Source organism: Mesobacillus maritimus (assembly GCF_044803185.1).
In the GTDB taxonomy this organism is placed as follows: domain Bacteria; phylum Bacillota; class Bacilli; order Bacillales; family Cytobacillaceae; genus Mesobacillus_B; species Mesobacillus_B maritimus_B.
The window spans coordinates 5,428,388-5,454,543 of record NZ_CP085225.1; the positions used below are offsets into that span (position 1 = coordinate 5,428,388).

The following is a 26,156-nucleotide window of genomic DNA, read 5'->3' on the forward strand; positions in this document are numbered from 1 at the left end:
TTTCGATATGGTAGAATATTTAGTAAGGAAAAACAATCATAGGAGTGATTTACAAATAATGAAGAAAAAAGTTGCCACCATCGCTACGGCCGCGATTCTGTCATCGGCATTCGCCTCAACTGCCTTTGCTGATACATACACCGTCAAATCAGGAGATACTCTCTCACATATTGCGAGAAACCACTCCATCACTGTTAGCAAACTAAAAAGCCTAAACGGGTTATCATCAGACCTCATCTTTCCAAATCAAAAGCTAACAGTCTCAAAAACAACTGAAGTACAACCATCTACTCCTGCACCAAGCGCACCAAGCACCACGACCAATACCGGAACAAGTACATATACCATTAAAAGTGGCGACACCTTAAGTGCCATCGCATCCAAACATAAGGTAACGGTCGCGAAACTTAAGAGCTGGAATAAGCTGACGAGTGACCTGATTTTCCCTGGCCAGAAGCTTTCTGTCTCTGATCCGGCCAAAGGAACAACCACAGCACCTGCACCAAGCGCACCACAGGCGCCAAGCACTGGCTCAACTGCACCGGCTCCATCTAATGAAACAGCCACAACGGTCTATTATAAAATTAAAGCTGGCGATACTTTAGGCAAAATCGCCCAGCAACACAAGATGACGGTTACACAGCTAAAAGCATTAAATAATCTATCCTCAGATTTAATTTATGCAGGCAAAACGCTAAAGGTTTCTGGACAAGTGACTATTAGTGAGCCCGAAAAAGAAGTTGCCGCTTCAAATAGTGCAGATCAACTCATTAAAGATGCCAAAGCCTTACTTGGAACGCCTTATGTATGGGGTGGCAGCTCAACAAAAGGCTTTGATTGCAGTGGGTTTATCAACTACGTTTATAACAAATCAGGTAAAGGGTTAGTCCGCACATCCGCAGATGGATACTTTAACCGCTCCTATTATGTCGACAAGCCACAACCCGGCGATCTTGTCTTCTTTGCCAATACGTATAAAAAAGGCATCTCACATGTAGGCATCTATCTAGGAAACAACGAATTCATCCACGCCGGCAACGATAAAGTTGAAATTTCAAGCCTAACCAACACCTATTACAAAAAGCATTTTGAGAGCTTTAAGCGATTCTATTAAACTTTGATTTTTAAGGAAGCACCTTGTTGGGTGCTTCTTTTTGCTTCAGCTAACATCGTAAGATGTCTTCCTTCCCTAATCGTTCAACTCCTTCCCTCCCACTACTATGTTCAAAAAAATGGGTCCAGGCATCCAAAACTCCACCCTGGCCACATACACTTTTTGTGTAAACGCTTACCGAGTTTCTTCTATTAAATAGGTGTTTATCTTATATTAAATTGCTGAGTTTTGGGAACAAGCCTGAGAGTATGGGGGTTCACTGGCTTGTATTTGAGTAGAACTAACAACAAAAAAGGTGGCGATACCTCGTATCTCCACCTTTTTTCCTTTTATTTCGCTTGATTGCCCTTAACCCTAATCTCTTCAGTAGCAAGGACTTCGTTTCCAGCGTTGTCGGTTGCTTTGTACGTAACTGTATAAATCCGATCCTCGTTTGCAGTTGTTTCTGCTCGAACGAGGAATGCTGTATCAGCTGTCCCTATTTCGAAGCCTTGAATGTCTTGCTCCGTGTTCCCATCCCCTGAACCGTTATCCGCTTGATTGCTTTTAATCGATACTAATTCAACCGATGCAACACCAGATAATGAATCGTCAGATACGATGGTCGATTTTATCGGAACAAGCTTGTGGTTCTTCTTCGTTATGACAGATTGATCAAAGGAAACGTGTAAAGTGGGCTTCATTTTATCGATTTTTACTTCAACATGTTGAGCTTCCTCCACGTTCCCAGCAACATTCACGCTTCTGTATTCAATCACGTTGTTCCCATCTTCTGTCACTTGAATAGGAGCTTTATACTCTGTCCATTCCCCATTATTCATTCTGTACTCTGTAAAGGCTACTCCTGAAATTTCATCGGTACCTTCTAACGTTACAGCGACGTTTTCATTTGTCCAGTTTTCAGGCACATCACTTGCGCTTGTCACAGGTGCCGTTTGATCGAATTGAATCACTTCACTCTGTTCTGCTTCTTCATTTCCGGCTTTGTCGACACTCTTATAGGCAATCGTGGTTAATCCTTCATCCTGTATGTCAAAGGGTTCTTTATATTGGATCCAATCCCCATCATTGATTTTATAAAAAGTCTTGTCTACTCCCTGGTCATCGTCGGCATTTAACGAAACCGTGACATAGGATGAATACCACTCACCGTTTTTAGGTGAAGAAGATTCGATATCCATATTCGTAACGGGCGCTTGTTGGTCAAATTCTTCAACAACAACGTCGTATTCGCTTAGATTCTTATACTCATAATCCTCATATTTCATTTCATTCTTTCGGTTTTGATACAAGTAGGAATTTCCCTGATTGTCATACAATGCAATGTATTCGATCTTCCAAGTTCCGATTGCATCGTATTGGGTAATCCCAAAGGTACCTTCGTACTTACCTGTTTCTGGATTGACGTCTAGAGGAACGTACTTATAACTTGTCCCTTCAGGGGCTTCATAGCGGACACTTACACGCTCCACTCCTGAAAAATCGTCTGTTACATCGGCTTCTATTTTTACCGTATCGCCTTTCTTGACCTGCTGCGGTGAGACCGTAAAGCTCTGCAATACTGGTGGTTCCTTGTCCTCTTCCATCTCAGAGATGACGATATCAAATTCACTTAAATCCTTGTATTCGTAATCCTCATATTTGGTTTCAGCTCTACCATTTGAATTTTGGTAAAGATAATGATTATCTTGGTGGTCATACATCGCAATGTACGCTATTGTCCAATTCCCGATTGCATCAAATTGGTCAATCTCGATGGTCCCTTCGTACATTCCTGTTTCCTGATTTAATTCTAAAGGAACGTACTTATAACTTGTCCCTTCAGGGGCTTCATAGCGGACACTCACTCGTTTCACACCTGATATATCGTCTGTTACGTCCGCCTCGATTTTTACCAGATCCCCAATCTCTACATTCGTTGGAGAAACGATAAACTTATTTAGTGTCGGTGGTTCCTTGTCCTCTTCTGTCCCCGATACGAGAACATCATATTGACTTAAATCCTTGTATTCATAATCCTTGTACTTGGTTTCATTTCCACCATTTGAATTTTGGTAAAGATAATGATTTCCTTGATGATCATACATCGCAATGTATGATATGTTCCAATGACCAGTTGCGTCATATTGGCCAATTACAAATGTCCCTTCATACTTTCCTGTTTCAGGATTTACCTCTAGAGGAACATACTTATAACCAGTTCCTTCAGGCGCTTCATAGCGGACACTTACTCGTTGCACCCCTGACAAATCATCTGTCACATCCGCCACAATCCTTACTGTATCGCCAACTGTTGCCTCTTTGGCTGAAACTGTAAAATCATGCAAGGTTGGCGCTGTTACATCAGATGCCGCGAAACTTGTTGCTGGTAAAACGACTGAAAATACCATTACCACAACAAGAAGTAGCGCTACCAAACTCTTTTTATTTTTCACAAGCCTTTTCCCCCTTCTCTCTATTTTTTTAATTTAAAAACAGTAGGGAAGCTAACTCCCTACTGTTACTCCTCTTATAGTCTAGTACAGAAAAACGGTCTTTTGGGCTAAATTGACTAATTTCCATAATCTTTTAGGGGAAAGGGGCAATTGACCTTCGATTTTCACTATTATTCTACCGTTTTATGGTCATTCGCCTTTCCCTATATCCAAAAGGGTTGCAATGATAATTCCAACTGTATAGCGGACCAAATCCACCATCAAAAACCCTTTCCCAAGAACCAGTGCTCCGAGGGCTGTACTGCGAATGAAATTGATCCATTCTGCCTGATAAAGCTGACTTAATTCAATGCCGTAACAGAATATAATGCTTAGCCAAATGGAATGGGTTGGCCTTTTATGAACTAGTAAAAAACGGAGCCCAAAATAAACCATCATCGCCCACAGCATATCCCCAGCGTTATCCGCAACAAATACCGGTAGAAACTCACCGTACCTCCTCGAGGCTAAACCTAGTAAAATACTTAGCACGACTGCTGCGAAGTAAAATATTCTACCTTTTCCATATTGCTTAATAGTTGATTTTTTAAATGCCTTCAATGAAATCACTCTTTTTATTGTATTGGCTTTGTTTAAGTACTTCTTTGTTTTTATCTACCTTTGATTGGAGCGGAAGGCACGGTGCAGGGGAAACCCACAGGCGCACAATCGCCGAGGAGATAGAAAAGCGGAAGCGCCTTGTTCAGCCCCGACGAGCGTTGGAGGGCTGACAGATGAAGTCTTACTTTGACTTGAACTGTCAGCCTGAAGCGACTCGAGGGGCTAGGAGCTATAGCTAGACAGGCTCCCCGGCACGCCCGCGGAAAGCGAAGTGCCTGGAGCGGAAATCAACATCCTCGTTTAACATAGCTACTTTTGACTTGAAAGCTCCACCGTAAACGGAGCTAATTCCTTGTTATCAATATAACTATTAAAGTCCATTCGTAACACGGTATCTGCTAACGAGAAGTTCTCGAATTTCTCTTCTCCTTTTAGATCAAAGATGGCCTGGTACTCGTGTTTCTTTTGATCGATAACCTTGACTTCGTTGCGTGAAATGCTATGGCCCTCTGGTGGGAATGGGTTTTCCGGGTCTATTTTATCGACAAAGTCTTGATCGACTAAAGTAAACGCATAGGATAGGTTATGCTGAATGATTTCGAGCTTTTGGTTGCTTAGGTCATCCGCTAGCCCTTGGAACTGATAGTCAAGAATTAGCTTGTCGCCTTCCTGCGTAACATTGTTGACCTTGATGGCTAAATCAGACCGCTCGCTTTCTAAGGTAAAACTAGTTTCATCCAGCCTTTGTTGTACGGTTGGGTCGGCAATTGTGAAAGCTGGATAGAAGGTGATGGCTTTCGTTCCTGCTGCGATTTGATCGACGGTTTTTCGGAAGGTCTGATGATAGCCATCATCTTGTTTGCTACTTGCTAGGAGCGTATCATTTTCATAATGGAATAGAACGTTTCCGTTTTCATCCTCTGCTTTATAGAGTTCGACGTTATCTCCTTCAAAGCTAGTAATGGTTTCAAAAGTAAGGGTCGACGAAGCCTTGGATTGCTTTAGTTCTGTGACCTTAATCGTGACACCGTCAGCTTCGTAGTGTTGAGAATGGTCTAGGACCAGTGCCTTACTATGTTCTTGGCTGATTGGGACATTAAATGTCCACTCCCCTTCGATGCCATTGATGTTATGAATTGAAATCGGCAGCGTGAAGTCTTCTTTTATGCTTTTATAAGGATAGTTTATCTTCCACTGAAAGTCATGGCCGTTGTCACCTTCCTGCATGTCGGTAGACATCCCGTTTAACCATGGGTCGTTGTCGCCTTTGTTGTTTTCAAAGTTCAGATCCATGCTCACTTCACCTGGTTCGTTATGCCCCTTGGACAGGTCGCCACTTACATTTCCGGTGATGCTGACAACATCGCCGTCAAAGTAGACATTGGTTAATTTTACAGTGACGCCGTTCTTGGTGACTGCTTGGGTTATTGGGGTGACTAGGTTTTGCTCTGCCAGATGCATGCCCATTTTATCGCCAAACTTTTCGTAGATTCCGCCTACTAGCGGCGTACTAGCTAACACTTGATTCATGCTTGGGTGAACAAAGCCGGAAGAGAGCGTGATCGTTAGGATGGACGCTGCTACAAGGCCGCCAACCTTCCACTTGTTTCTTTTACTAGGTCGCTTCCTTGGTGTGTGGTTTTGCTCGGCCAGCATCTCTTCTTTCGCCTGATTGACGCCCAATTTGACTCGGTTATGGAGCTCTGCTGGGATGTCAATTTTCTCTAGTTCGCTTTTAATGTGCTTGCTCATAAAAGATCCGCTCCCTTCATTTGAACCCGTAGCTTTTCTAATGCCCGATACAGCGTGGTTTTGACAGTCCCCAATGGCAGGTCCTTCAATTCCGCAATTTCTTTAAAGGTTAACTCACTGTAATACTTCAGAAAAACGAGGGTCTTTTCATGCTCGTCCAAACTTTCAAGGATTTGCTTCACGGTGATGGTCATGGACACATCGGTGTTGTCCTTGCCGATAAGCTCCATATCGGTTTGGTTCATGTAGACGACATTCTTCCGCTTCCTTAGTAAATCTGTCGCACAGCTGATGGCAATTTTGATTAACCATGTTTTTAAAAAGCGTGGTTCGCGTAAGCTTTGAATGTTTTTAAAAGCCTTATAGGCCGTCTCCTGGACCACATCAAGCGCATCGTCTTGATTCTTCACATACACAAACGCCATGCGGTATAAATCCTGCTCATATCTCTGAAACAGCTCCAAAAAGGCTTCATCATCGCCTGATTGAGCTTTATGTATCAACTCTAAAATCCTCGCCACCCCCTTAGTTGCGGACGCAAGAGGACGTTTCTCTCGCAAAAGCAGCGTCCCTCTGCATCCTCATTGATTAGACGAACATGTTGTGTGTTTGGCTTTGGTTTTTTCTAGGCTCTTTTGTTGCCCTTGGATACAAATTCGGTTGAATTAAGCTTTGTTTCCCTTCAAAGTACCATTTTATTAATGAGAAAAGAGCGCGCAAACTTCTTATTACGTACCAAATAGCTTATCTAGTAAAAATCGGCTTTAAGATTTTTACAATTTTAACAACAATCTATACGAAAACAGCCTTTTTCTATTATACTCTCAAATGAAAAAAGCCCTCGTCATTTTGAGGGCTTTCTACTTTTACATATAGTCGAAACTTAGGCTTCACCTTCTACGGGTTCTTCCCAATTGTCTTCAGGGAACGTTTCTTGTACGCCATCCTGCAAATTAAGATCCAATGTACTTACTTCTTCCCCATCTACAAAGATTCTTCCTTCACTCAAGGTGAATGGTTTATTAAAGTAATAATCACCAGAATAAAAGTCTTGGACCATAGTAATTTGGTACTCCCCGTCAGGAAGTCGCATTTGATAATTCCCACCTTGAATCCAACCTGGATAGCCAGCGCTCCAGTTGCCATCTAATGAAGCAATGGACACAAAGCCTTCGTATACCAACTCTTCGCCGTTGGTGACAGTGCCGGTTACGGTTACTGGATCAAGCGCAATGTTCAGTTGCTCTGCTTTTTCACCATTGATGTATAGTTGACCGTCAGCAATTTTAAATTCTGCACCTGAATGGAAGGCAGGACCGTCCCAAGGGTAAATATCGTAAACTTTGTACTCGCCATCTGGAAGACGGAGTTGGAAGCGACCTTGTTCATCTGATGAGGTGTGTGCCTGTAAAGGATCTTCCGCATCATACATTTCCATGATGTACAAACTTCCCATGACTGGGATTCCAGATTCCGTTAACGTTCCTGTTACCGTAACTGGTGGGACGATAATCTCTAGCCTTTCTTGAAGCTGACCATCCACATAGGTTTGACCATCTTGAACGGAAAATGCTTGATTTACATTTGCAGTAGTTCCATCTTCTAGCTGAACCTCCATCAATTGATAGTTGCCATCTGCTAAACGAAGGCTAAAGGTTCCGTCTTCGTTGATCTGCTTAAAACTGTAACCCCCATGATCTTCTGACATGATGGATACGTGCCCACTAGTTACGACTTGACTGCCATCTTTTACAAGACCGTGAACACTTACAGGAGGAATTTGCACATCTAACTTTGCTTGTTCCTGACCATCGACAACAAGCTTACCGTCGACAATCTCAAATGGAAGATAGAGGCTTAAATCTTCTCCTTCGTCAAATAAGTACCCGCCCGTTACTTGATAGCTGCCGTCTGGCAAGCGTAGCGAGTAAACCCCATTTTCATCTGTTTGTGCATGATACCATTCATAACTTTCTTCGGAAATTTGCTCAACATTAACCGCACCTTGTAGAGCCTGTCCTCCATCAACGAGCTTGCCGCTGAATGTTACTGGCGGCAGGGTGATTTTTAAGTTTGATATGATTTCGTCGTTCTGATAGATCTGTCCGTCGCGGAGTTCAAACGAGATGTTCACAGCGTTGTCGCGGTTTTGTTCGCTAATATAAGTGATGGTATAGCTGCCATCTTCTAAGCGGTATTGAAAGTTACCCGATGAATCGACTGGCATCCAATAATCGTTATACTCTCCTGATTCATTTTCTCCACCAAAGCTGATATAGGCGTTTGTCGATATTGGCTGATCGCCGTCATAGAGCGTTCCATTTAACGTTATTTCCGGTACGGTGATGCGAAAAGAATCGGTTTGGACGCCATCAACATAAATTGCGCCATCGATTACTTCAAAGGTTTGAAAGTTCCAGGAACTGAATGTGTCATGGGTCACACTTAGAGTATAGACGCCATCCGGTAGGGCACGTAGCGAGAACGCCCCTTTTTTATTCGTCATTGTCTCTTGAATAAACTCTGTTCCCTCCTCCTCACTGGCTCCCTTTTTCTCTACTATGAGGTGCGCATTGGTTAAAGGTGTTGAGGAATCAGCTACTTGGCCTGTGTAGGCATTTTTAGGAATGGTGATCGTTAGATTTGCTTGTTCCTCGCCATTGGCAACCATCTTTCCGTCTTGAACGGTAAACTGCAGTTCATGACGGTAAAACCCATCGTCCAGTTGGATTCCAAATAGAAAGTAGTTGCCATCCGGCAGTGAAGCCGCGAAGTTACCGTTGCCCTTTGTGTTAATAGTGTAAAATTCCTCTTCGTATTCGCTATAATTTGAGAGGAGAAGGGTTGCTTTTAATCCTTTGTTTCCTTCCTTTAGCACTCCGGTAAAATTGCTAGCTTGTGCTGTTGGTGTCTTGCTTTGTTTCTTTTCTGAAAGAACAATCTCGCCGTTGATTTTGCCTTTTTTGACGACAAATTGTTCATTTGTGCTAAACCATGTATCGTTCTTCCCCTTTACGGCTTTAATGGCATACGTTCCATCGGCCAGCTTGGCCTTAAATGAACCGTTCCCATCAGTTCTGGTCTGGATTAGGTTGTTGTTTCCTTGCTCGCGAATGACCACCTGGGTGTTTTGTAAACTTGTGGCCCCTTCTTTAATTTCCCCCTGCACCTCAGCAGCACTGACATGGCTAATGGCAACGCTCATGAATAAGATCATGAATAAAAGCATGTACAGCCCCTTTTTCATTGTGTTTCCCCCATCACGATTAAAAGTAAAAAATAGTCGCTTGTCCAACAAGCAAGTATTTTTTCCAATCTAATTAATTCTTCCTGATAAGTGAAATCCCCTTCCTAATTTCGACTATAATGTTTCGACAAAATTGGAAGGATATGGAGATTCCTTTTATTGAACAGAAACAAGGGACGAATCTAGATCCGTCCCTCTGCTTTCAATATCTCATTCCTTTTATATATAGCATCACCATGACGATTAAGACAAAGCCAATGAATAAAAACGGTCCTATCCCAGAACTGTACACAACATAGATTCTAAGACTGTTAAGCGTGTTGACAATCAGAAAGAGTAGCAAGGAAGCGCCCATGAACAAAATGATTGGCATGTTTCGATTTCTCCTCAAGCAACCAGCCCCTTTCGAAGCTATGTGTTCATTCATCAATATGCGGGGTAGAACTTGTTTTATTCAGAATTTGTTGGATGAAGGGTGGGGTTGAACGTTGTACGACTAGTTTAAAAGCTTAATTACCTTAATAGGAAGAGCTTTGGGCCTGCTATGCAGCACTTTTGCGTGGTATTGGGTTGGTTTTATCTGAAAAAGGGTCATTAGGGGTTCGAGTACTATGCTAGTACTCGGAGCTTTAATCCAAGTACTAGCGTTTTTTCCTATGAACCTTCTTCTCTATAATAAACACGCCAAGCACGACCAACACAGAGAGGAAGCTGATTAGGGTTTGGATGGTCTCCCCTAATGGGAGGAAGCTCTTCATAAGCATGATGAAGATGACCACTAGATAAATTTGCAGAGCATTATTTGCGATTTTTTTCATAGGCTAGTTCCCACTCTTTAGCTTGTCCACGTATTGTTTTCCCTCAGCTAATGAAAGGCCGAACTCGTTGCGCGCTTGGCGAATTGCCTCGACCTCTTTGCCGACTTTTAATAGCTGGCGGAGTTCCTTATTGATAGCTGGTTCTGGAAGCTTCACCTTGGACGTTAACTGGTCAATTGTTTTTTGCATCGCACTGATGCGGTGTTCTAACTTACTGATTTTAGTCAGTAGATAAATCACGATAATAAAAAAGACTATATCGATAATCGTAATCCCCATTTTTATGTTACCCTCACTTTCTTTTGTTGCCCTCTTACAAGTTTAACACGAACACTCACGTAGAAATCATGAAGCATGACTTTTAACTATGCTTTTCTATTGCTTCCTTGTAATCTTTAAAAATTATTATCTAAAATATAGTTTATTTTTCCCATATTTTAATGAAATTACGGCAATGGCTATTCCTCACTACCGGGTGCAAGGGCTATAGAAACAGGCCCCATGCATTCAGGGAAAAGATTTATTGAATAAACTGTGAACTTTCAGAAAAGTTATTGACGTATTCACTATCACAAGGTAGAATAAAATCATCTAATTGATAATGAATTTCATTACCAACTATACGACAAAACAAACAACAAAGGAGCAATTATTCATGATTATCTCGAAATGGATCAAACCTGTATTAGCAAGCGCACTACTAACAGTTGGACTAGCTGGCTGTGGCACAGATTCGGGCTCAGAGCCGGAAAAAACAACTGATAAAGCGGCTGAACCAGAAAGTAAAATTGTAAATGTCTATACGGCTCGACACTATGAAGCCGATGAGCAAGTGTTTAAGGACTTTACTGAGAAAACGGGCATTGAAGTAAATGTTGTCAAAGCAGAAGCGGAAGAACTTATTGAACGCTTAAAGCGTGAGGGCGAAAGCACAGAAGCCGATCTATTTATCACGGTTGATGGCGGTGTGTTAGCAAACGCAAAAAACAACGATGTTCTACAACCTGTTGAGTCTGATATTGTGAACGAACAAGTTCCTGAAAATTTAAGAGATAAAGAGAATTACTGGGTGGGAATGTCTACTAGAGCACGTGTAATTGTGTACTCAAAGGACCGTGTGAAACCGGAAGATCTTTTAACGTATGAGGATTTAACAAGTGATAAATGGCAAGGCAAAGTGCTTGCTCGTTCATCAACAAACCTTTACAACCAGTCCCTTCTTGCTTCTTTCATTGAGTTGAATGGCGAAGAGGCTGCACAAGAATGGGCAGATGGAATTGTGAAAAACTTTGCTCGTCAGCCTGATGGCGGCGACCGTGACCAAGCGAAAGCCATTGCAGCGGGTACAGGTGATGTTGCAATCATGAACACTTACTATGTTGGTCTTATGTTAAACTCTGAGGATGCAGAGGAAAAGAAAGTTGCTGAGAACATCGGTGTCTTTTATCCAAACCAAGAAACAAATGGTACTCACGTGAACATCTCTGGACTTGCTTTAACGAAGCACAGCCCTAACAAAGAAAACGCTGTTGAACTGATTGAATATATGACAAGCGTAGAAGCGCAAGAATACTTGTCTGCAAACAACTATGAATTCCCAGTGAATCCAGAAGCAGCACTACCTGAAGTCCTTTCATCATGGGGCGAGTTCAAAATGCAAGAGCTGAACTTTGATACACTTGGTGAGCATAACGCGAAGGCAATTGAAATCTTTAATAAGAGTGGTTGGAAGTAATCGGCCTAAGACAGCAGTTTATTCTGCTGTCTTTTTTGTTGTGGAAGTTCTTTCATTTGGGAGAGATTTAGAGGTGTTCTATTTTATAGATTAGGCGATGTAAAAGTAAATTGTTGATTGGAGCGGAGGGCACTCGACTCCTGTGGGATAGAGAGGTCACTGGAGACCCCGCAGGAGCTGAAAGCGCCAAGGAGGCTCCAGGAGCTCCCCACGGAAAGCGAGTGCCCGGAGCGGAAATCAACAATCCTTGTTCAGTAGCAAAAACAGCCATCTCAGTTAAACAACACTCTTTCCGACTTTGAACATTATATGAACATTCTAAAATCTTATTGACCTTAACACTATAGATAGATAGAATAAAGGTAGCAACTATTGATAATGATTATCATTTCTATCACCCCTACTAACTTTACAATCATGGGGAATATATCCAGATCCTATGGAAATTTTAAATAAGACAGGTTGGAGTTAAAATGAACCTACATCGAGTTAAGCGCTATGCACAAAAGGAGCTTAACGGTTGGTGGATCATCAGCATGATTGGGGCAGCTGTAATCCTGATGCCCATCCTGTTTGTGTTTCTCGAGCTTTTTCAGGAGCCAAATAAAAATTGGTTCCAAATTCGTGAATATTTACTACAAAACTATCTTTTTAACACGATGACCCTTGTGGTATTAACCGGGGTGCTTACATCGTTTTTGGGCATCACACTGGCATGGTTAACCACTGCCTATGAGTTTCCACTTCGGAATTTCTTCCGCTGGGGACTGATGCTTCCGCTGGCGATCCCCCCTTACATTGCGGCTTACACGTATCGCACGATGTTAAGCTATACCGGGGTCGTTCAATCCACGCTGCGGAATGAATTTGGGTACCAAGTCAACCCTGAGCTTTTATCGATCTCCTCCCTACGTGGAGCTGTGTTTATTTTTACTTTATTCTTATTCCCGTATGTGTACTTGATTTCGAAAGCGTTTCTCGAAAATCAAAGTTCATCTTATATCGAATCCGCAAGGCTACTGGGCAGAAAGCCACTAGATGTTTTTATAAAAGTAGTGCTTCCCCTCTCAAGGCCAGCCATTGTTGGCGGGGCCGCATTGGTTATCTTTGAAGTGTTAAGTGACTATGGTGTAACGAGTTATTTTGGCATTCATACAATCACAACGGCGATTTTCCAAACTTGGTTTGGGATGTATGATGTCGATACTGCGATGAGATTGGCCGCTTGGTTGATGGTGATTCTCGTTGGATTGTTTATCATTGAGCGCTTGCTCAGACAGCGTCAGCGTTATAATTTGAACAATAAATCGAAACCACTTGTTCCCATGAAGCTTACCGGCTTTAAGGCTGCTACTGCGTTTAGCTATTGTGCGCTGATTTTTCTATTAGGATTTGCGATTCCGTTGATCCAGTTGCTTTCATGGGCAGGATTGACGTTTGAAAAGGTCTGGAGCACGTCGTTCTTCACCTTGCTAAAACAGACCGTTATGGTTGCAGGGGTTTCGTCCACATTGGTGATCATCCTTGCGGTTGTCGTAGCGAATGTCAGTCGTTCGAAAACGGTCTTTTCTTACTTTTTAGCTAAAATAGTCACCGCAGGGTATTCGATTCCTGGAGCGATTATTGCCATCGGCGTTTTAGCGGTGTTCATCACGCTTGATGAAAAATTAGCACCCTTGTATTCTTCGCTAGGCTGGGGTGAGGCGCCACTTATTCTCAGCATGTCGATCTTCATGTTGATTATCGGCTACAGCATCCGGTTCATGGCCACTGGCTTCAACTCCATTGAGGTCGGGTTTGAGCGAATCGGAACGAAATACTTAGAAGCTTCAAGGTTGATGGGAAACGGAATAACAAGAACGTTTTTTAAAGTCGAATTGCCGCTCTTGAAAGGTGCACTATTAAGCGGCTTTATCCTTACATTTGTTGAAATTACGAAAGAACTGCCACTTGTGTTGCTATTACGGCCATTTAACTTTGAAACGCTCGCAACGAAGACCTACCAATTTGCCAAAGATGAAATGATTCATGAAGCCGCGATCCCGTCGCTCATGATCATTGCGATTAGTTCTTTATCTGTCGTTCTATTCTACTTAATCGATAAGAAGAGGGTGAAACAATGAAAATTTTGGATGTTGAAGGGTTAACGTTTTCCTTTAGGGGAGCGAAAAAACCGATTCTAAACGATGTTTCTTTTAAAATGAACCAGGGTGAGATTGTCGGCGTTCTCGGCCAAAGCGGTAGCGGGAAAAGTACGTTGCTTCGAGTGATTGCAGGGTTAGAGGTTCCCGAGCGCGGGACGGTTACGGTTGCGGGTAAGACGGTTGTCAATCATAAGCTGTTTGTTCAGCCTGAAAATCGAGGCATCGGAATGGTGTTCCAGGATTATGCATTGTTCCCTCATATGACGGTGAAGGATAATATTTTATTTGGGTTAAATGGCATGAGCCGCAGCGAGCGAAAGGCTCGATTGACGGAAATGCTCGAGCTTGTGCAGATGACCGAGTATGCAAAGCGTTACCCGCATGAGCTGAGCGGTGGACAGCAGCAAAGGATCGCCCTCGCACGGGCCTTGGCGCCGAAGCCGAGTTTGCTGTTAATGGATGAGCCATTCAGTAATTTGGATGCAGACTTAAAGGGCGAGATTCGCGAAGAGCTGCGTTTGATCTTAAAGGCCGCAAATATGACCTGCATGATGGTCACTCACGACCGCCACGACGTCGACGCCATCTGTGACCGGAGTATCTCGCTGACCGAAGAAAAGTCACGGGCTGTAGAGAAGGTTAAGGTGTTGGTTCACGGGTAGGTCTCCTGTTTCCTTTGTTTTTGTGATTTTCAGTAGCAAGTACATTCATTTGTAATCGATAAAGTGGGGAACTCCCACACGAACAAAGCCTGCTTCTTTAAAGGAGTGGGCTTTTTCGTTCTATAAGGGGCGGTTGTTCTGCTTTCTTTTTAGGATGATAGTTAAAGAATTACCCCTATTCAGTAAATAATGCAAAAAAAAGAGCCTTTAACAGGCACCTTATTTTCGAAAGATGGACATAAGTTTTCCCCATGTATCTTTGGGCTGTTTGTGAACCACTTCTTCAACCTTTCGATTAAGCTCATTTTGTGAACGCAATACTTTACTCTGTTCTTCCCTTAATGTTTGGATTTCCCTTTGTAAAGTGTCGTTTTTTTCTTTTTCCTGTTGCAACATTTCTTCGTAATGGGTTCGTTCTTGTTCCGCTAGTTTTTCAATTTTTAATTGAGTTTTTTGTGCGGAGTTTCGAATATTCGCCCCTAAATCATGATGGTCTTGCTGAAGCCGCGAAACCGTTACTTTCAGTTGGGACATATCGTTCGTGAGTTGGACATTCATTTCCCTTGTTGCTGCGAGCTCATTGGCTAAAAAAGTGAACATCTCTTTTAACTGATTCGGGTCTTGGAGCATATTGTCATATGTATCGGGTACAGCCACTTCGATTTCAGTTGAGCCTATTAATCTTGCTTTCTGTTGAGAAGCAAGCTCTTTCGCTTCATCTTCAAGGGGGTTGTCCGTATCGCGTAGCGCTACAAGCACTTCAATATCGGATTGAACAAAAACCCGTCGATCGCCCTCTTTTAGAAATTCATACCCATTTCTCTCTAAGATTTGGGCATACTTCCGAACAGTCGGTGTAGCAATCCCTGCTTTTTCCGCCACCTCCTTGGAAGTGAACGATAGTTCATACGGTTGGATATCGCTTCTCATATCGAACCTCCTTTCATATTAAATATGAAGGTTTTCAGCTGAATTTGCAAGAGTCATATCGCCTAGCGATACAAATAGTGTGGGGAGTTCAACCTTACTCTCAAGAATGTTTCTAACAAACATTATAGATTCGTAAATTCTTAGCTTATATATCGCTCTTCACTCCCAATCAATTGATTGGTCACCCAATCGCTGCGTTGTTTCACTCTTCAAAGTGACTTTCCGTATCGCATGGCGATACAAGACTTTTCATGATTGGAATTCCCACCTACAACCTATTTAGGTCCTTCTCATGGATGTCTGTGCCCCTTCCGATTTTTTTTGAAAAATAAGCCCCTCTTAAGGATGCACAACGTATATCGATTGCCCATATCGCATAGCGATACAAATATTGTAGGGAGTTCAACCTTACTCTCAAAGATGTTTCTAACAAACATTATAGATTCGTAAATTCTTAGCTTATATATTGCTGAAGTAGATCGCCAATAAATTTCACTCCCATTGAGTTGATTGGCCACACGATAGCCGCATGGTTTTACTCTCCAAAGTGAGCTTTCCGTATCGCATAGCGATACAACATCCTCAAAAGGCTCATAGCCTTTTCGGAGGGTCTTCCGTGTCCATATCGGATGGCGATATAATCGCTTCGATGCTAGGTTGAATGATTATCACCATTTCACCATCGGAATGCTTGTAACCTTGTTTTTTCAGAACTCAGTTACATTATTGGATGTGAATATTTATTACTAAAGCTCCCTCATATCGCCCAGCGATACGCGATCTACGAACCCAAATATCACCCCGTTCAATTCCCTAGATCAATTTAATAGAAAACCGCAACGATATTTTATTATAAATAGATTCATAGACAAAATCGGCTACATATTTCCTCGGAAATGCAAACTTCGACTATTTATATTATTTTTCTCCATAGGGTCTTTTGCAAAATCATACAATCCATTGATTTTTGTCTTTGTATCGCCCCTATGGAACAAAGCCTACCTATCCAACAGTCCCCTTGCATCCACAAAAAATGCCTGCCCTACACATCAATCATGTAGGGCAGGCATTAGGTTTATTTTATTATAATGAAAGTCTTATGCTTCGACGACTTCTGGCTTATCGTATACTTCTTGCTCGAACTCGCCCGTGATGCGGCTTGTTAAGATACCGGCTGTCATGCTGCCGCTGACGTTTAATGCGGTACGGCCCATGTCGATTAGTGGTTCTACAGAGATTAATAGACCGACAATCGCTAATGGCAGATCCATAACGGAAAGAACGATAAGAGATGCAAATGTTGCGCCACCGCCGACACCAGCTACTCCAAAGGAGCTGATCATAACGACAAGAATAAGCATTAGGATGAATGATGGATCTAATGGGTTAATTCCAACGGTTGGTGCGACCATCACCGCAAGCATTGCTGGGTAAATTCCGGCACAGCCATTTTGGCCGATGCTCAGACTGAATGGACCGGCAAAGTTGGCGATCCCTTCAGATACACCAAAGTCCTTTGTTTGTGATTTGATGTTTAATGGCAATGTTCCGGCACTAGAGCGTGACGTGAACGCAAATAGCAAGGTTGGGAAGCCTTTTTTCACATATCGAACTGGGCTTAACTTTGCAAATGCTAGTAAAATCAAATGAACAACGAACATTAAGATTAACGCGACATAGGACGCAACCACAAACTTGCCTAAGCTAACAATCGCTTCATAATTACTTGTTGCTGCGACTTTTGTGATCAACGCCAAGATTCCGTATGGAGTGAGGCGAAGAACCAAGGTGACGACTCTCATCGTGATGGCGTATAAGCTATCAACGATTTTAGCAAAAAGGGCTGCTTCTTCTGGCTGTTTCTTTCTAACCCCAAGATACGCCACACCGATGAAGGCAGCAAAGATGACGACGGCAATCGTAGAAGTTGCGCGTGAACCTGTTAAATCAGCAAACGGATTGTTTGGAATCATTTGCACAAGCTGCTGAGGAACCGTTAAGCTTTCAACCTCGCCTGCACGTTCAGCTAGCATCGCATTTCGACTTGCTTCAGCTTCTCCCTCTGTTAGCTCAACGCCATCAAGACCAAAACCTACAGTTGTTCCGATCGCGATTGCTGCTGAAACCGCGGTGGTTCCTAGTAAAATAGCAAGCACGAGGAAACTGATTTTCCCGACGTTTTTCGTTAGTTTCATTCTAGTGAATGCTCCGACGATTGAAACGAACACAAGCGGCATAACGACCATTTGCAGCAAGCGTACATAGCCCGTTCCGACAACATTTAACCACTCAATCGTGCCTGATGTGACATCCGAAGCGGATCCGTACAATAAATGAAGGATAACACCAAAAATAATACCTATACCTAAACCTGCGAATACACGCTTCGAAAATGAAATATGTTTCTTTTGCATGTAGAACAATACGCCTAGCAACACGAGAAACACAGCGATGTTGACAATAATGAGTAAACTATTCATTTCCCTTCCCCCTATCTTAGAATATGAAAATAATAAATAATCCTGTAAATAAGACTCACAAATCTTACTACTATAATTCCTATGTGTCAAGTCGGAATTATAGAACTGTGGGAGGAAGGGAATCGGCATCCTGTTCTCCTTGCTAAGTTCGTTCAAAGACCCGGTAACACAGGCATAAAAAAAGAGCAGATGCACCGCCCCTTCATAACTACTAATATCTTATTTATAGATGTTATCAAACATTGGTTCAACAATTCTGAGGTTGACATAACCAATTTCACCTAGCTTTTTTAATATGAAACGGTCCTCGGTAGTAAACACCTTGTCCACTATCACAAAGGAAGGTTCTAATACCAATCCTCTGCTTAGTGGAGAATTAATATTGTGTTCATATCGCTCTGTTCCTTCGGAAGCTCCTTGGCTTGTAATCATTAAGCACACATACTTATCATAGGTAGTATGATGTCCTTCTTTGCTTAAAACTAAAGCAGGCCTTTTCTTGCTCCCTTTCCCGTCTGTAAACGGAAAAGGAACCAAGACTACATCGCCTTTTTTATAGGTCATTGTAAACATCATCCTTTTCATTATCCCATACTTCTTTCATTGACTCATTCACTATCCCATAATATAGCTCATCTTCTTCTTCCTTCAAAAGCTTTTCTACGCCTTCCTTGATTTTCAAAAGCCGCTGAGCGTAAGTATGTTTTTCTTCTTTCGTCATGGATTTAATGAGTTCATCCATCTCACTTAGAACATCTTCTTTTTTCAATGCAGACATGAGTTTTTCACCCCATTTATTCTTTGGTTTATTATAACATCTGGCTGATATTAAAGTGAAACCTCCGTCAGTGGGATTATTCGGAAGTATGGGAATGTTTCCAAATTAGTAGATTTGTTGAACAATTGTTTCTTTGCAAGGTTTGTTCAGGTTCTGTATCGAAGGGATATAGATAGACGATTATTTGCACTCGCCCCTTCCCTGTCTCTTGCTTAAAAACAATTAGAAATGAGGGATTTATTTTGACTAGTGAACCTGTCCTTTCTCGCCACCTGGTGCATGCCGCTATGCTTCGTGCTGAATTTGACCCGAACCTCCTCCCTTTTGAAACGACCCGTGACCTTGATACTTTACCGACCGAGATGATTGGCCAACATCGCGCGAAACAAGCGATGGAGTTTGGCTTGGCGGTTGAACAATCTGGCTATAATTTGTTTGTGGTTGGGCCGTCTGGGACTGGGCGGATGACGTATACCCAGAATAGCGTTCGGAAAATGGCTGCCAAGCACGCCGTCCCGGATGATATGTGTTATGTTTACCATTTTGAGAACCCTGACCGGCCTGTGGTGATTTCCTTGCCAGCTGGTGAAGGCTTGCGATTCCAACGGAAAATCGAGACGTTAGTCATTGAGATTGAACGCGAAATCCGCTCTACTTTTAAAGCGGAAGAGTTTGAGAAAAAGAAGCAAAGTGTCATGAAGCAATTTCAGAAAAAAGCGGATGAACTGTGGGCCGAGGTGGAAAACTTTGCCCTCGGATTGGACCTTCGCCTTGAACGTGCCCCAAATGGCTATGCGACCTTTCCGCTGATGAACGGGAAGCCGATTGATCGCATGGTCTATGAACAGATGCCTGAGGAGGAAAAAGAAAGGATTCTTGCGAAGGAAAAGCTGGTTGAGGAGAAAATCCGTGAAACGGTTTATCAGATTCGGACGATTGATGAGCAGCTACGCAAGACGGCCGAGCAATTTATGCGCCAAACCGCCGTTGATGCGGTTGAAGGGCTGTTTCTGCCGCTTCGCGATCACTATAAAAATCACCCAAAGGTGCTTAGCTATTTGGAGGCGTTTTTCCATGATGTCGTCGTCCACTTTTCCTTCTTTTTAGAGGAAGAGGAGCAAGTGAATCCGCTGAACGCACTCACGGCATCAAAGGAGCAGCAGCTCAACCGGTACCGCGTGAACTTACTGGTGAATCATAAAGGGCTGGAGGGCGCGCCCGTCATCTACGAAACGAATCCGACGTATCACAACTTGTTTGGCAAGGTGGAATATCATGGCTCGCTCGGGATGTGGACGACTGATTTCACGTACATCAAGCCAGGTGTCCTCCATATGGCGAACGGTGGGTATTTAATTTTACAAGCGTCAGAATTGCTGCAGCAGCCTTATGTGTGGACGTTGTTGAAACGAGCGCTGCAAACAGGAAAGCTGCAGATTGAAAACTTGAGCGAGGAGCGCGGGGTATTCCCGACGAGCGGCATCAAGCCTGAGCCGATTCCGCTCAATCTTAAAATCATCATGATTGGTTCGTATTATTTGTATGACCTCCTCTCTAGGCTAGACGAGGACTTTCATAAGCTGTTTAAGGTTAAAGTTGAATTTAATACGGTGATGCAAAAGAGTGAAGAAAACAGCCTGAAGATGGCTCACTTTGTGAAAAATTACGCTGATAATGAAGGCTTGCTTCCCTTCCACCGGCGGGCGGTTGCAAAGGTCATTGATTACAGCTCACGTCTTGTTGAGGAGCAAAGCAAGCTGTCGACGAGGTTCCATGATATTGTCAAAGTCCTCGTTGAATCCAGCTATTGGGCGAGGAAGGCTGGCGCTGAGGTTGTCGAGGACACCCATATTGCCCAGGCGCTTGCCGAGCAGGTGCATCGTTCGAATCATGTGTCTGAGCAGTACCGCGAAATGATTCATCAAGGTGTGATTATGGTGGATACCGACGGCTACCGGGTTGGCCAGATCAACGGGCTTGCCGTGATGGGGACGCGGGATTCAAGCTTTGGGATTCCGACGAAAATAACCGCCCAGACCTTTGTGGGCAAAAGCGGGTTTATGAATATTGAACGTGAAGCGGCCTTGAGTGGGCAGATTCATAATAAAGGTCATATGATCTTGAACGGCTTTCTCGCAGGGCTGTTTGCTAAAAACAATCCAATCCCGTTATCCGCGAGCATTGCTTTTGAACAAACGTATTCGCGCATTGATGGGGATAGTGCCTCAAGCACCGAGTTATATGTGCTGCTATCGTCACTTGCAGAGGTTCCGATTTATCAAGGGATTGCCGTGACCGGATCGGTTAACCAATGGGGCGAAATCCAGCCAATTGGTGGGGTGAATGAAAAGATAGAAGGCTTTTATCATATTTGCGTGGAGCAGGGCTTAACCGGGAAACAAGGTGTGATTATCCCGAAACAGAATGTCCGCAACTTGATGTTGGCTGAAGAGGTGGTTGCTGCCGTTGAGCGCGGAGAATTCCATATTTGGGAGGTTGGCCATATTGCTGAAGGGATTGAGATTTTAACAGGTGTTCCTGCAGGGAATGTGCGTGAGGACGATGGACAGTATCCTGAAGGTACTATTTTTGCTAAGGTTGAGACGCGGTTTACTTCGATGTATGAGGCGGCGAAGGAACAGCAGCGGAAAGAAGGCGCTGGAGTTGGGACTGCTTGATGAACTGCTGGGGGGTATCCCAGTTAATTTGCTTCTTTTTGGGGTTAATTGAAGGCTTATCGTGCTCTGGTTATAAGTAAAATGCTTAAAAGAAGAGCTTTTTGCTCTTCTTTTGCGTTTGGGCTTGGGTTTTAGCGTGTTGGGGTTGGGTTTTAGCTGAAAAAAGGTCATTAGATACGGTGAGGGGGTAAACTATATTCGCCCTAGGGGAATATATTGGGCGGTCTTTGGCTTTTATTCTCCCTGAGGGACGATATATTCCCCCTAAGAGACGTTATATTCCCTATTTGAGAATATAATCGAGGACCAACAGCGTTATATTCTCTGTACGGGAATATATTGGGGTTTTATTCCCCGTACGGGAATATATTTTGCCTTTTACAGAATGGAAATCTAATTTTCATTCAAGGACACGTAGGGACGTACCCTCAGATTGTCGAAAAACTTCCTTTCTAAACATCTAGTCTTTATAATGTGAGAGACTATAATAAATTACATACATTTGGATCAATGGGTCCTCTTTTAAGGAGTTTTTTGACATGGTACCTTTGAAAATGCGGTTTGAAAAACTATCCCCTTCACAATTAATTGTCTCTTTTTACTTTTTTGCTGTTTTGATTTCGGTCGCTTTGCTCAGCTTGCCGATTGCCTTGAAGCCAGGGGTGGAATGGTCGTTTATTGACGTGCTGTTTACGGCGGTGAGTGCGATTAGTGTGACAGGCCTAACGGTTGTCTCTACTCCAGATACGTTTAGCACCACGGGGATCTTTATTTTGATGTTCATCCTCCAATTTGGTGGTATTGGAATAATGACGTTGGGAACCTTTTTTTGGTTGATTTTAGGGAGAAAGATTGGCTTAAAAGAACGTCAGCTCATCAAGACGGATCAGAATCAGTCGTCTTTGTCTGGACTTGTGATCCTAATGAAAAATATTTTAATCATCATTGTTGCGATTGAGCTTGTTGGCGCTTTACTATTGGGGACTTACTTTTTAGGCTACTTCCCTACCTGGCAAGAGGCGTTTTTACAGGGGATGTTTGCTTCTGTGAGTGCCACCACCAATGCAGGCTTTGATATTACCGGACAATCGCTGATTCCCTTTGCACATGATTACTATGTGCAGACCGTTAACATCGTCCTCCTTACCTTAGGGGCGATTGGATTTCCGGTGTTGATTGAGTTAAAGGACTATTTTGCAACGAGAAAAACACGTCAGCGAACCCGTTTTTCTTTATATACGAAACTAACGACTTCCACGTTTTTTGGATTAATGATTTTTGGTACTGTTGCAATTTTACTATTAGAATTTAACCATTTCTTCGCGGATAAAACTTGGCATGAGTCGTTTTTCTACGCCTTCTTCCAATCATCGACGACGAGAAATGGTGGCTTGGCCACGGTCGATGTTAGCTTGTTTACCAATCCTACACTCCTTGTGATTAGTGGATTGATGTTCATTGGAGCTTCGCCTAGCTCTGTCGGCGGTGGCGTACGGACGACGACGGTCGCGATTATCCTGTTGTTTTTATACAGCTTTGCTCGCGGGCGGAAGTCGGTAAAAGTATTCAATCGGGAGTTTGAGCCTGAGGATATTTTAAAATCAATGGCCGTGATGTCGACGGCACTCCTGTTATGCTTTATTGCAGTCGTCACGCTTTCGATTACCGAGCCGTTTACAACGATGCAACTGATTTTCGAAGTGGCCTCGGCGTTCGGGACAACCGGTTTATCAATGGGTATCACACCTGAACTCAGTACCATTGGGAAGATTATTATTATTTTACTGATGTTTATCGGTCGGATTGGAATCCTGTCATTTATCACGATTATATCAAGACCTGGGGCAGATGATTTGTATCATTTCCCTAGGGAGAAAGTGATTATTGGATAGTATCAGGCTTGAGGGTTGGCATTTAGTTGCCCACCCTTTTTATTATTTTATAGATAGTAATGATTTTAAAACATTGAATAGATTTTCTTATCATAACTTATATAAGGAAGATATTTCCTCACTCGTTTAAGCGGCTTTAATTCATTTAATTTCGGATGAATGTACGAACTTGGAAGGTGTGTATGAGGATGCCTGACTTTAGTTTAGTGCTTTGGGGACTGCTTATCGTTGCGGCTGTGGTTGTGATGTTGATTAAGAAGGATTTTCGTGATTCAGCAGTAGCGACCATGACCTTCGTTTCTGAAAATGTGCCGCCCTTTTTCTGTCGGTTGTCTGCTATTTTTGACTCTAGCTTTAAAGTTTCCGATGTTCACGCTATCCAATTGATGATTGAACAAATGAATGAGGACAATGAAGTGAAGGATCTTGGCTGCTACTCTGTTCAATTTCAAGGAAAGAAGATGAGAATCCGTATCAAAGCGGAAATTCATCTTGATCTTGAGGACAACACTAAAGAAGTCGTGTTGTCTTTATCCAGCCGGCCTGAGTTGGTTCTGGCGATTAATCGAGTGATGAGAAGATTTGCCGAGGAATACGAGAATTAAGTGGGTCAATCAAACGTTTGGTTGAATTCGCCTTGGTGGAACAAGGATTATTGGCTCTAAGGTCGTAGTAAATAGGGAAAATGAAATTGCCTTATATGGGGTGTTCTTTCCCTATTTACTTCTGCAATATTGCCGTAGACGGGAACGAATGAATTTTTACATTGAATTGAAGGTTGAATTTCATTGATGGAAAGAAGTTCATTTGTTTTCTATATGAAAACAAGGAAGTATTTAGTAAAGCGTAGAATAGATAGAATTGCCTATAGAGTACCTAGACTCCAAAGGGAACAATCTTAATTTTTTGTGAGTTTCTCAATTTCTAATTCTGTTTTTGATACCCGTATATTCAAAGCTAGAATTTCACTTCTACTTTCATCAAACTTGACGTTTATTTGATTTAGCATTGAAGTAATATTGACTGGTTCATTTTCCTCAATCCTGGTAACTGCCGCCTCTATCCGAACTAGTCGGTCATCTACCTCGTTAAACCTCTGGTCTACTCCATCGAAGCGTTCATCCACCTCGCTAAACCTCTGGTCCACTCCATCGAAGCGTTCATCCATTGCGATAAACTTCTGGTCTACTCCATCGAAGCGTTCATCCATCTCGCTAAACCTCTGGTCTACTCCATTGAAGCGTTCATCCATCTCGCTAAACCTCTGGTCTACTCCATCGAAGCGTTCATCCATTGCGATGATCCGCTCTGTATTTTTTGCTACGAGATGAATGAGTTGCTGCATCATTTCATCCTGTTTGTTGAGTCTCTCATTCATCGTATTTTCAAGTTTTTTTATGGCGTGTATCGTACCCTTCTTCATGAGTTTTCACCTCCTTAATCAGATAGATTTATTATAGAACCGATTACCTCAAGAGACAACAAGTATCATACCTAGCCTGTTTATTTTGTCCCACTGGTGGAGATTTTTACATTTCATTAAAATTAAGGTCAGGATGGTATATGATAAAGCTATACTTTATCTCTTCAACGCAATGGGGGTCAGGCACCAAATGAAACTTATTTTTGTTGGTTTAGGTGGTTTTTTCGGGGCTATTCTGCGGTTTGCGCTTGGGGAATGGCTGCATACAGATAACGGATTTCCGATTGGGACCTTGCTGGTTAATTTACTTGGCTGCCTAGCACTTGGCTGGTTTTTGGCGTTTGCCAAGCGGCGGGCGTTTCGTGGGGAAACGGTTCTGCTAATCGGTACTGGCTTTTTAGGCTCTTTTACGACGTTTTCTACCTTTTCAGTTGAAACCGTTAACCTGTTGGTAGCTGGCCAAGTCTTGTTTGCGCTGCTTTATGTTCTTCTCTCTATTTTAGTAGGACTTCTGTTGGCGTTTCTCGGCTTTAAGCTTGCCACCAAGGGGGATGCCACTGTATGAGTTATCTCCTAATTGGCATTGGCGGTGCGCTCGGTGCGATTTGCCGATATTCTCTTGGACTCGCAGTCATGCGCAATTACAGAGGTCATTTTCCCCGCGGAACGTGGATCATCAACATAACCGGTTCATTTTTACTTGGACTACTTTTTAACTTACATACTCAAGGCTTGATACAAGATTGGGCTCTGTCCCTCTTTGGAATAGGTTTTTGTGGCGCTTATACCACATTTTCCACCTTTGGGAACGAGACTGTGCAATTGATTGTGGCTAACAAACTTAAGCTGGCGACGATTTATGTTGGAACCTCCTTCCTGCTCTCAGTTTTAGCTGCTTGGATTGGATGGGTGGTTTAGGGGAAATGCCGACAAGTAAGCTTTGTTCCCGTACCTGTTGATTGAAGTGAAGGTACAAAGACTCCTCGAAAATCAACGACGTGCGTGGGCCTATTCAAAGGGTCCTGCGGGAGTGCAAGGCCAAGGGAAACCCAACAGGAGCGAAGTGCTCGAGGAGGCATCCATATTGGAAATGCCCCGCTCTTTTCGACATTCCTACTTTCCACCTTTAACACTTAACAATAATAGGGGGAAAAATTCCCCTTAATTTGTAAATAGCGTTGAAAATAGCTGAAATAAAGGGAGAAGTTCCCGCTATTCACTAGAAAAGCGTGAAAACGGGGCATTTTTATTTGCATAAAGGGAAAATCTCCCCTTATATCCCCCGAAACGAGCTCAATACTGTATTTAAGGGGAAAATCTCCCCTTATTTCACTTTCAATAGTTACCAAATTTAGGAAGACCTTCTTTTTTAAGAGAGAGGTCAGGAATTTTAATGACTTCATAATGCTATAATCGTTGAGATTTAGAACTCTAATTATCGTGTAAAATGGTTCTTTTGCACCGTTAA

General features: G+C 42.8%; 22 protein-coding genes. 9 read left to right on the top strand and 13 right to left on the bottom strand.

All coding sequences use genetic code 11. The annotated features are described in order from the left end of the window. Positions 1–58: 58 nt before the first annotated feature. Positions 59–1,114 carry a LysM peptidoglycan-binding domain-containing protein gene (locus LG336_RS26090; protein ID WP_404330385.1) on the top strand — a complete coding sequence of 352 codons (1,056 nt, stop codon included), beginning with the start codon at positions 59–61 and terminating at the stop codon, positions 1,112–1,114. Positions 1,115–1,443: 329 nt separating this feature from the next. Here the strand turns inward: LG336_RS26090 and LG336_RS26095 are convergent, their stop codons facing one another. The 8 genes from LG336_RS26095 to LG336_RS26130 all read right to left on the bottom strand — a co-directional run bounded on the left by LG336_RS26095 (position 1,444) and on the right by LG336_RS26130 (position 10,245). After that, on the bottom strand, positions 1,444–3,549 hold the full coding sequence (locus LG336_RS26095; protein WP_404330386.1) for an OmpL47-type beta-barrel domain-containing protein: 2,106 nt from the start codon (positions 3,547–3,549) through the stop codon (positions 1,444–1,446). Between the two features lie 189 nt (positions 3,550–3,738). Further along, positions 3,739–4,149, bottom strand: a complete 411-nt coding sequence (locus LG336_RS26100; protein ID WP_404330387.1) for a DUF2809 domain-containing protein — start codon at positions 4,147–4,149, stop codon at positions 3,739–3,741. 309 nt (positions 4,150–4,458) lie between these two features. After that, positions 4,459–5,901, bottom strand: coding sequence for a DUF4179 domain-containing protein (locus LG336_RS26105; RefSeq protein WP_404330388.1), 1,443 nt, complete (start codon positions 5,899–5,901; stop codon positions 4,459–4,461). Further along, complete coding sequence (locus LG336_RS26110; protein WP_404330389.1) at positions 5,898–6,404, bottom strand: sigma-70 family RNA polymerase sigma factor; 507 nt, start codon at positions 6,402–6,404, stop codon at positions 5,898–5,900. Before LG336_RS26110 ends, LG336_RS26105 begins: the two co-directional genes overlap by 4 nt. Positions 6,405–6,784: 380 nt before the next feature. Continuing rightward, positions 6,785–9,148 carry a carboxypeptidase regulatory-like domain-containing protein gene (locus tag LG336_RS26115; RefSeq protein WP_404330390.1) on the bottom strand — a complete coding sequence of 788 codons (2,364 nt, stop codon included), beginning with the start codon at positions 9,146–9,148 and terminating at the stop codon, positions 6,785–6,787. A 202-nt stretch (positions 9,149–9,350) separates the two neighbouring features. Then, the gene (locus tag LG336_RS26120) at positions 9,351–9,521 is read right to left on the bottom strand and encodes a hypothetical protein (RefSeq protein ID WP_404330391.1); all 171 of its coding nucleotides are present in this window, start codon (positions 9,519–9,521) and stop codon (positions 9,351–9,353) included. 268 nt (positions 9,522–9,789) lie between these two features. Next, the gene (locus LG336_RS26125; RefSeq protein ID WP_404330392.1) at positions 9,790–9,966 is read right to left on the bottom strand and encodes a hypothetical protein; all 177 of its coding nucleotides are present in this window, start codon (positions 9,964–9,966) and stop codon (positions 9,790–9,792) included. 3 nt (positions 9,967–9,969) lie between these two features. After that, entirely contained in the window at positions 9,970–10,245 is a 276-nt protein-coding gene (locus LG336_RS26130) for a hypothetical protein (RefSeq protein WP_404330393.1), read from the bottom strand. Between the two features lie 376 nt (positions 10,246–10,621). Between LG336_RS26130 and LG336_RS26135 the strand changes: the two genes are divergently transcribed. The 3 genes from LG336_RS26135 (at position 10,622) to LG336_RS26145 (ending at position 14,507) form a co-directional block, all read left to right on the top strand. After that, positions 10,622–11,701, top strand: coding sequence for a Fe(3+) ABC transporter substrate-binding protein (locus LG336_RS26135; RefSeq protein WP_404330394.1), 1,080 nt, complete (start codon positions 10,622–10,624; stop codon positions 11,699–11,701). 473 nt (positions 11,702–12,174) lie between these two features. Next, positions 12,175–13,824, top strand: a complete 1,650-nt coding sequence (locus LG336_RS26140) for an ABC transporter permease (RefSeq protein ID WP_404330395.1) — start codon at positions 12,175–12,177, stop codon at positions 13,822–13,824. Continuing rightward, complete coding sequence (locus tag LG336_RS26145) at positions 13,821–14,507, top strand: ABC transporter ATP-binding protein (protein WP_404330396.1); 687 nt, start codon at positions 13,821–13,823, stop codon at positions 14,505–14,507. The genes LG336_RS26140 and LG336_RS26145 overlap by 4 nt, the downstream gene beginning before the upstream one ends. A gap of 219 nt (positions 14,508–14,726) precedes the next feature. On the opposite strand, the gene LG336_RS26150 is transcribed toward LG336_RS26145, so the two are convergent. From LG336_RS26150 to LG336_RS26165, 4 genes are all read right to left on the bottom strand, one after another. Beyond that, positions 14,727–15,437, bottom strand: a complete 711-nt coding sequence (locus LG336_RS26150) for a hypothetical protein (protein ID WP_404330397.1) — start codon at positions 15,435–15,437, stop codon at positions 14,727–14,729. A 1,097-nt stretch (positions 15,438–16,534) separates the two neighbouring features. Further along, a complete protein-coding gene (locus LG336_RS26155) occupies positions 16,535–17,917 on the bottom strand; it encodes an L-cystine transporter (RefSeq protein ID WP_404330398.1) in 1,383 nt (460 codons plus the stop codon). A gap of 219 nt (positions 17,918–18,136) precedes the next feature. Then, the gene (locus LG336_RS26160; RefSeq protein ID WP_404330399.1) at positions 18,137–18,481 is read right to left on the bottom strand and encodes a type II toxin-antitoxin system PemK/MazF family toxin; all 345 of its coding nucleotides are present in this window, start codon (positions 18,479–18,481) and stop codon (positions 18,137–18,139) included. Beyond that, on the bottom strand, positions 18,471–18,695 hold the full coding sequence (locus LG336_RS26165; protein WP_404330400.1) for a hypothetical protein: 225 nt from the start codon (positions 18,693–18,695) through the stop codon (positions 18,471–18,473). Before LG336_RS26165 ends, LG336_RS26160 begins: the two co-directional genes overlap by 11 nt. A 242-nt stretch (positions 18,696–18,937) precedes the next feature. Here LG336_RS26165 and LG336_RS26170 point away from each other — a divergent pair, with 242 nt between their 5' ends. The 3 genes from LG336_RS26170 to LG336_RS26180 all read left to right on the top strand — a co-directional run bounded on the left by LG336_RS26170 (position 18,938) and on the right by LG336_RS26180 (position 23,870). Continuing rightward, entirely contained in the window at positions 18,938–21,373 is a 2,436-nt protein-coding gene (locus LG336_RS26170) for a Lon protease family protein (protein ID WP_404330401.1), read from the top strand. Between the two features lie 539 nt (positions 21,374–21,912). Continuing rightward, positions 21,913–23,265: a TrkH family potassium uptake protein gene (locus tag LG336_RS26175; protein WP_404330402.1), complete on the top strand. Its 1,353-nt coding sequence runs from the start codon at positions 21,913–21,915 to the stop codon at positions 23,263–23,265. 188 nt (positions 23,266–23,453) lie between these two features. Continuing rightward, a complete protein-coding gene (locus LG336_RS26180; protein ID WP_404330403.1) occupies positions 23,454–23,870 on the top strand; it encodes a hypothetical protein in 417 nt (138 codons plus the stop codon). Between the two features lie 293 nt (positions 23,871–24,163). Here LG336_RS26180 and LG336_RS26185 read toward each other — a convergent pair whose 3' ends face one another. Further along, positions 24,164–24,688 carry a hypothetical protein gene (locus LG336_RS26185; protein WP_404330404.1) on the bottom strand — a complete coding sequence of 175 codons (525 nt, stop codon included), beginning with the start codon at positions 24,686–24,688 and terminating at the stop codon, positions 24,164–24,166. Positions 24,689–24,878: 190 nt separating this feature from the next. On the opposite strand from LG336_RS26185, the gene crcB (LG336_RS26190) reads away from it, so the two are divergent. Both crcB (LG336_RS26190) and crcB (LG336_RS26195) read left to right on the top strand, forming a co-directional pair. Further along, positions 24,879–25,253, top strand: a complete 375-nt coding sequence (gene crcB, locus LG336_RS26190; protein ID WP_404330405.1) for a fluoride efflux transporter CrcB — start codon at positions 24,879–24,881, stop codon at positions 25,251–25,253. Continuing rightward, the gene (crcB, locus tag LG336_RS26195; RefSeq protein ID WP_404330406.1) at positions 25,250–25,606 is read left to right on the top strand and encodes a fluoride efflux transporter CrcB; all 357 of its coding nucleotides are present in this window, start codon (positions 25,250–25,252) and stop codon (positions 25,604–25,606) included. The genes crcB (LG336_RS26190) and crcB (LG336_RS26195) overlap by 4 nt, the downstream gene beginning before the upstream one ends. Positions 25,607–26,156: the final 550 nt, after the last annotated feature.

Coding starts and splice junctions, on each gene's coding strand:
- LG336_RS26090 (WP_404330385.1), top strand. CDS start 59: ATGAAGAAAAAAGTTGCCACCATCGCTACGGCCGCGATTCTGTCATCG.
- LG336_RS26105 (WP_404330388.1), bottom strand. CDS start 5,901: ATGAGCAAGCACATTAAAAGCGAACTAGAGAAAATTGACATCCCAGCA.
- LG336_RS26115 (WP_404330390.1), bottom strand. CDS start 9,148: ATGAAAAAGGGGCTGTACATGCTTTTATTCATGATCTTATTCATGAGC.
- LG336_RS26120 (WP_404330391.1), bottom strand. CDS start 9,521: ATGCCAATCATTTTGTTCATGGGCGCTTCCTTGCTACTCTTTCTGATT.
- LG336_RS26125 (WP_404330392.1), bottom strand. CDS start 9,966: ATGAAAAAAATCGCAAATAATGCTCTGCAAATTTATCTAGTGGTCATC.
- LG336_RS26130 (WP_404330393.1), bottom strand. CDS start 10,245: ATGGGGATTACGATTATCGATATAGTCTTTTTTATTATCGTGATTTAT.
- LG336_RS26135 (WP_404330394.1), top strand. CDS start 10,622: ATGATTATCTCGAAATGGATCAAACCTGTATTAGCAAGCGCACTACTA.
- LG336_RS26140 (WP_404330395.1), top strand. CDS start 12,175: ATGAACCTACATCGAGTTAAGCGCTATGCACAAAAGGAGCTTAACGGT.
- LG336_RS26145 (WP_404330396.1), top strand. CDS start 13,821: ATGAAAATTTTGGATGTTGAAGGGTTAACGTTTTCCTTTAGGGGAGCG.
- LG336_RS26150 (WP_404330397.1), bottom strand. CDS start 15,437: ATGAGAAGCGATATCCAACCGTATGAACTATCGTTCACTTCCAAGGAG.
- LG336_RS26155 (WP_404330398.1), bottom strand. CDS start 17,917: ATGAATAGTTTACTCATTATTGTCAACATCGCTGTGTTTCTCGTGTTG.
- LG336_RS26160 (WP_404330399.1), bottom strand. CDS start 18,481: ATGACCTATAAAAAAGGCGATGTAGTCTTGGTTCCTTTTCCGTTTACA.
- LG336_RS26165 (WP_404330400.1), bottom strand. CDS start 18,695: ATGTCTGCATTGAAAAAAGAAGATGTTCTAAGTGAGATGGATGAACTC.
- LG336_RS26175 (WP_404330402.1), top strand. CDS start 21,913: ATGGTACCTTTGAAAATGCGGTTTGAAAAACTATCCCCTTCACAATTA.
- LG336_RS26180 (WP_404330403.1), top strand. CDS start 23,454: ATGCCTGACTTTAGTTTAGTGCTTTGGGGACTGCTTATCGTTGCGGCT.
- LG336_RS26185 (WP_404330404.1), bottom strand. CDS start 24,688: ATGAAGAAGGGTACGATACACGCCATAAAAAAACTTGAAAATACGATG.
- crcB (WP_404330405.1), top strand. CDS start 24,879: ATGAAACTTATTTTTGTTGGTTTAGGTGGTTTTTTCGGGGCTATTCTG.
- crcB (WP_404330406.1), top strand. CDS start 25,250: ATGAGTTATCTCCTAATTGGCATTGGCGGTGCGCTCGGTGCGATTTGC.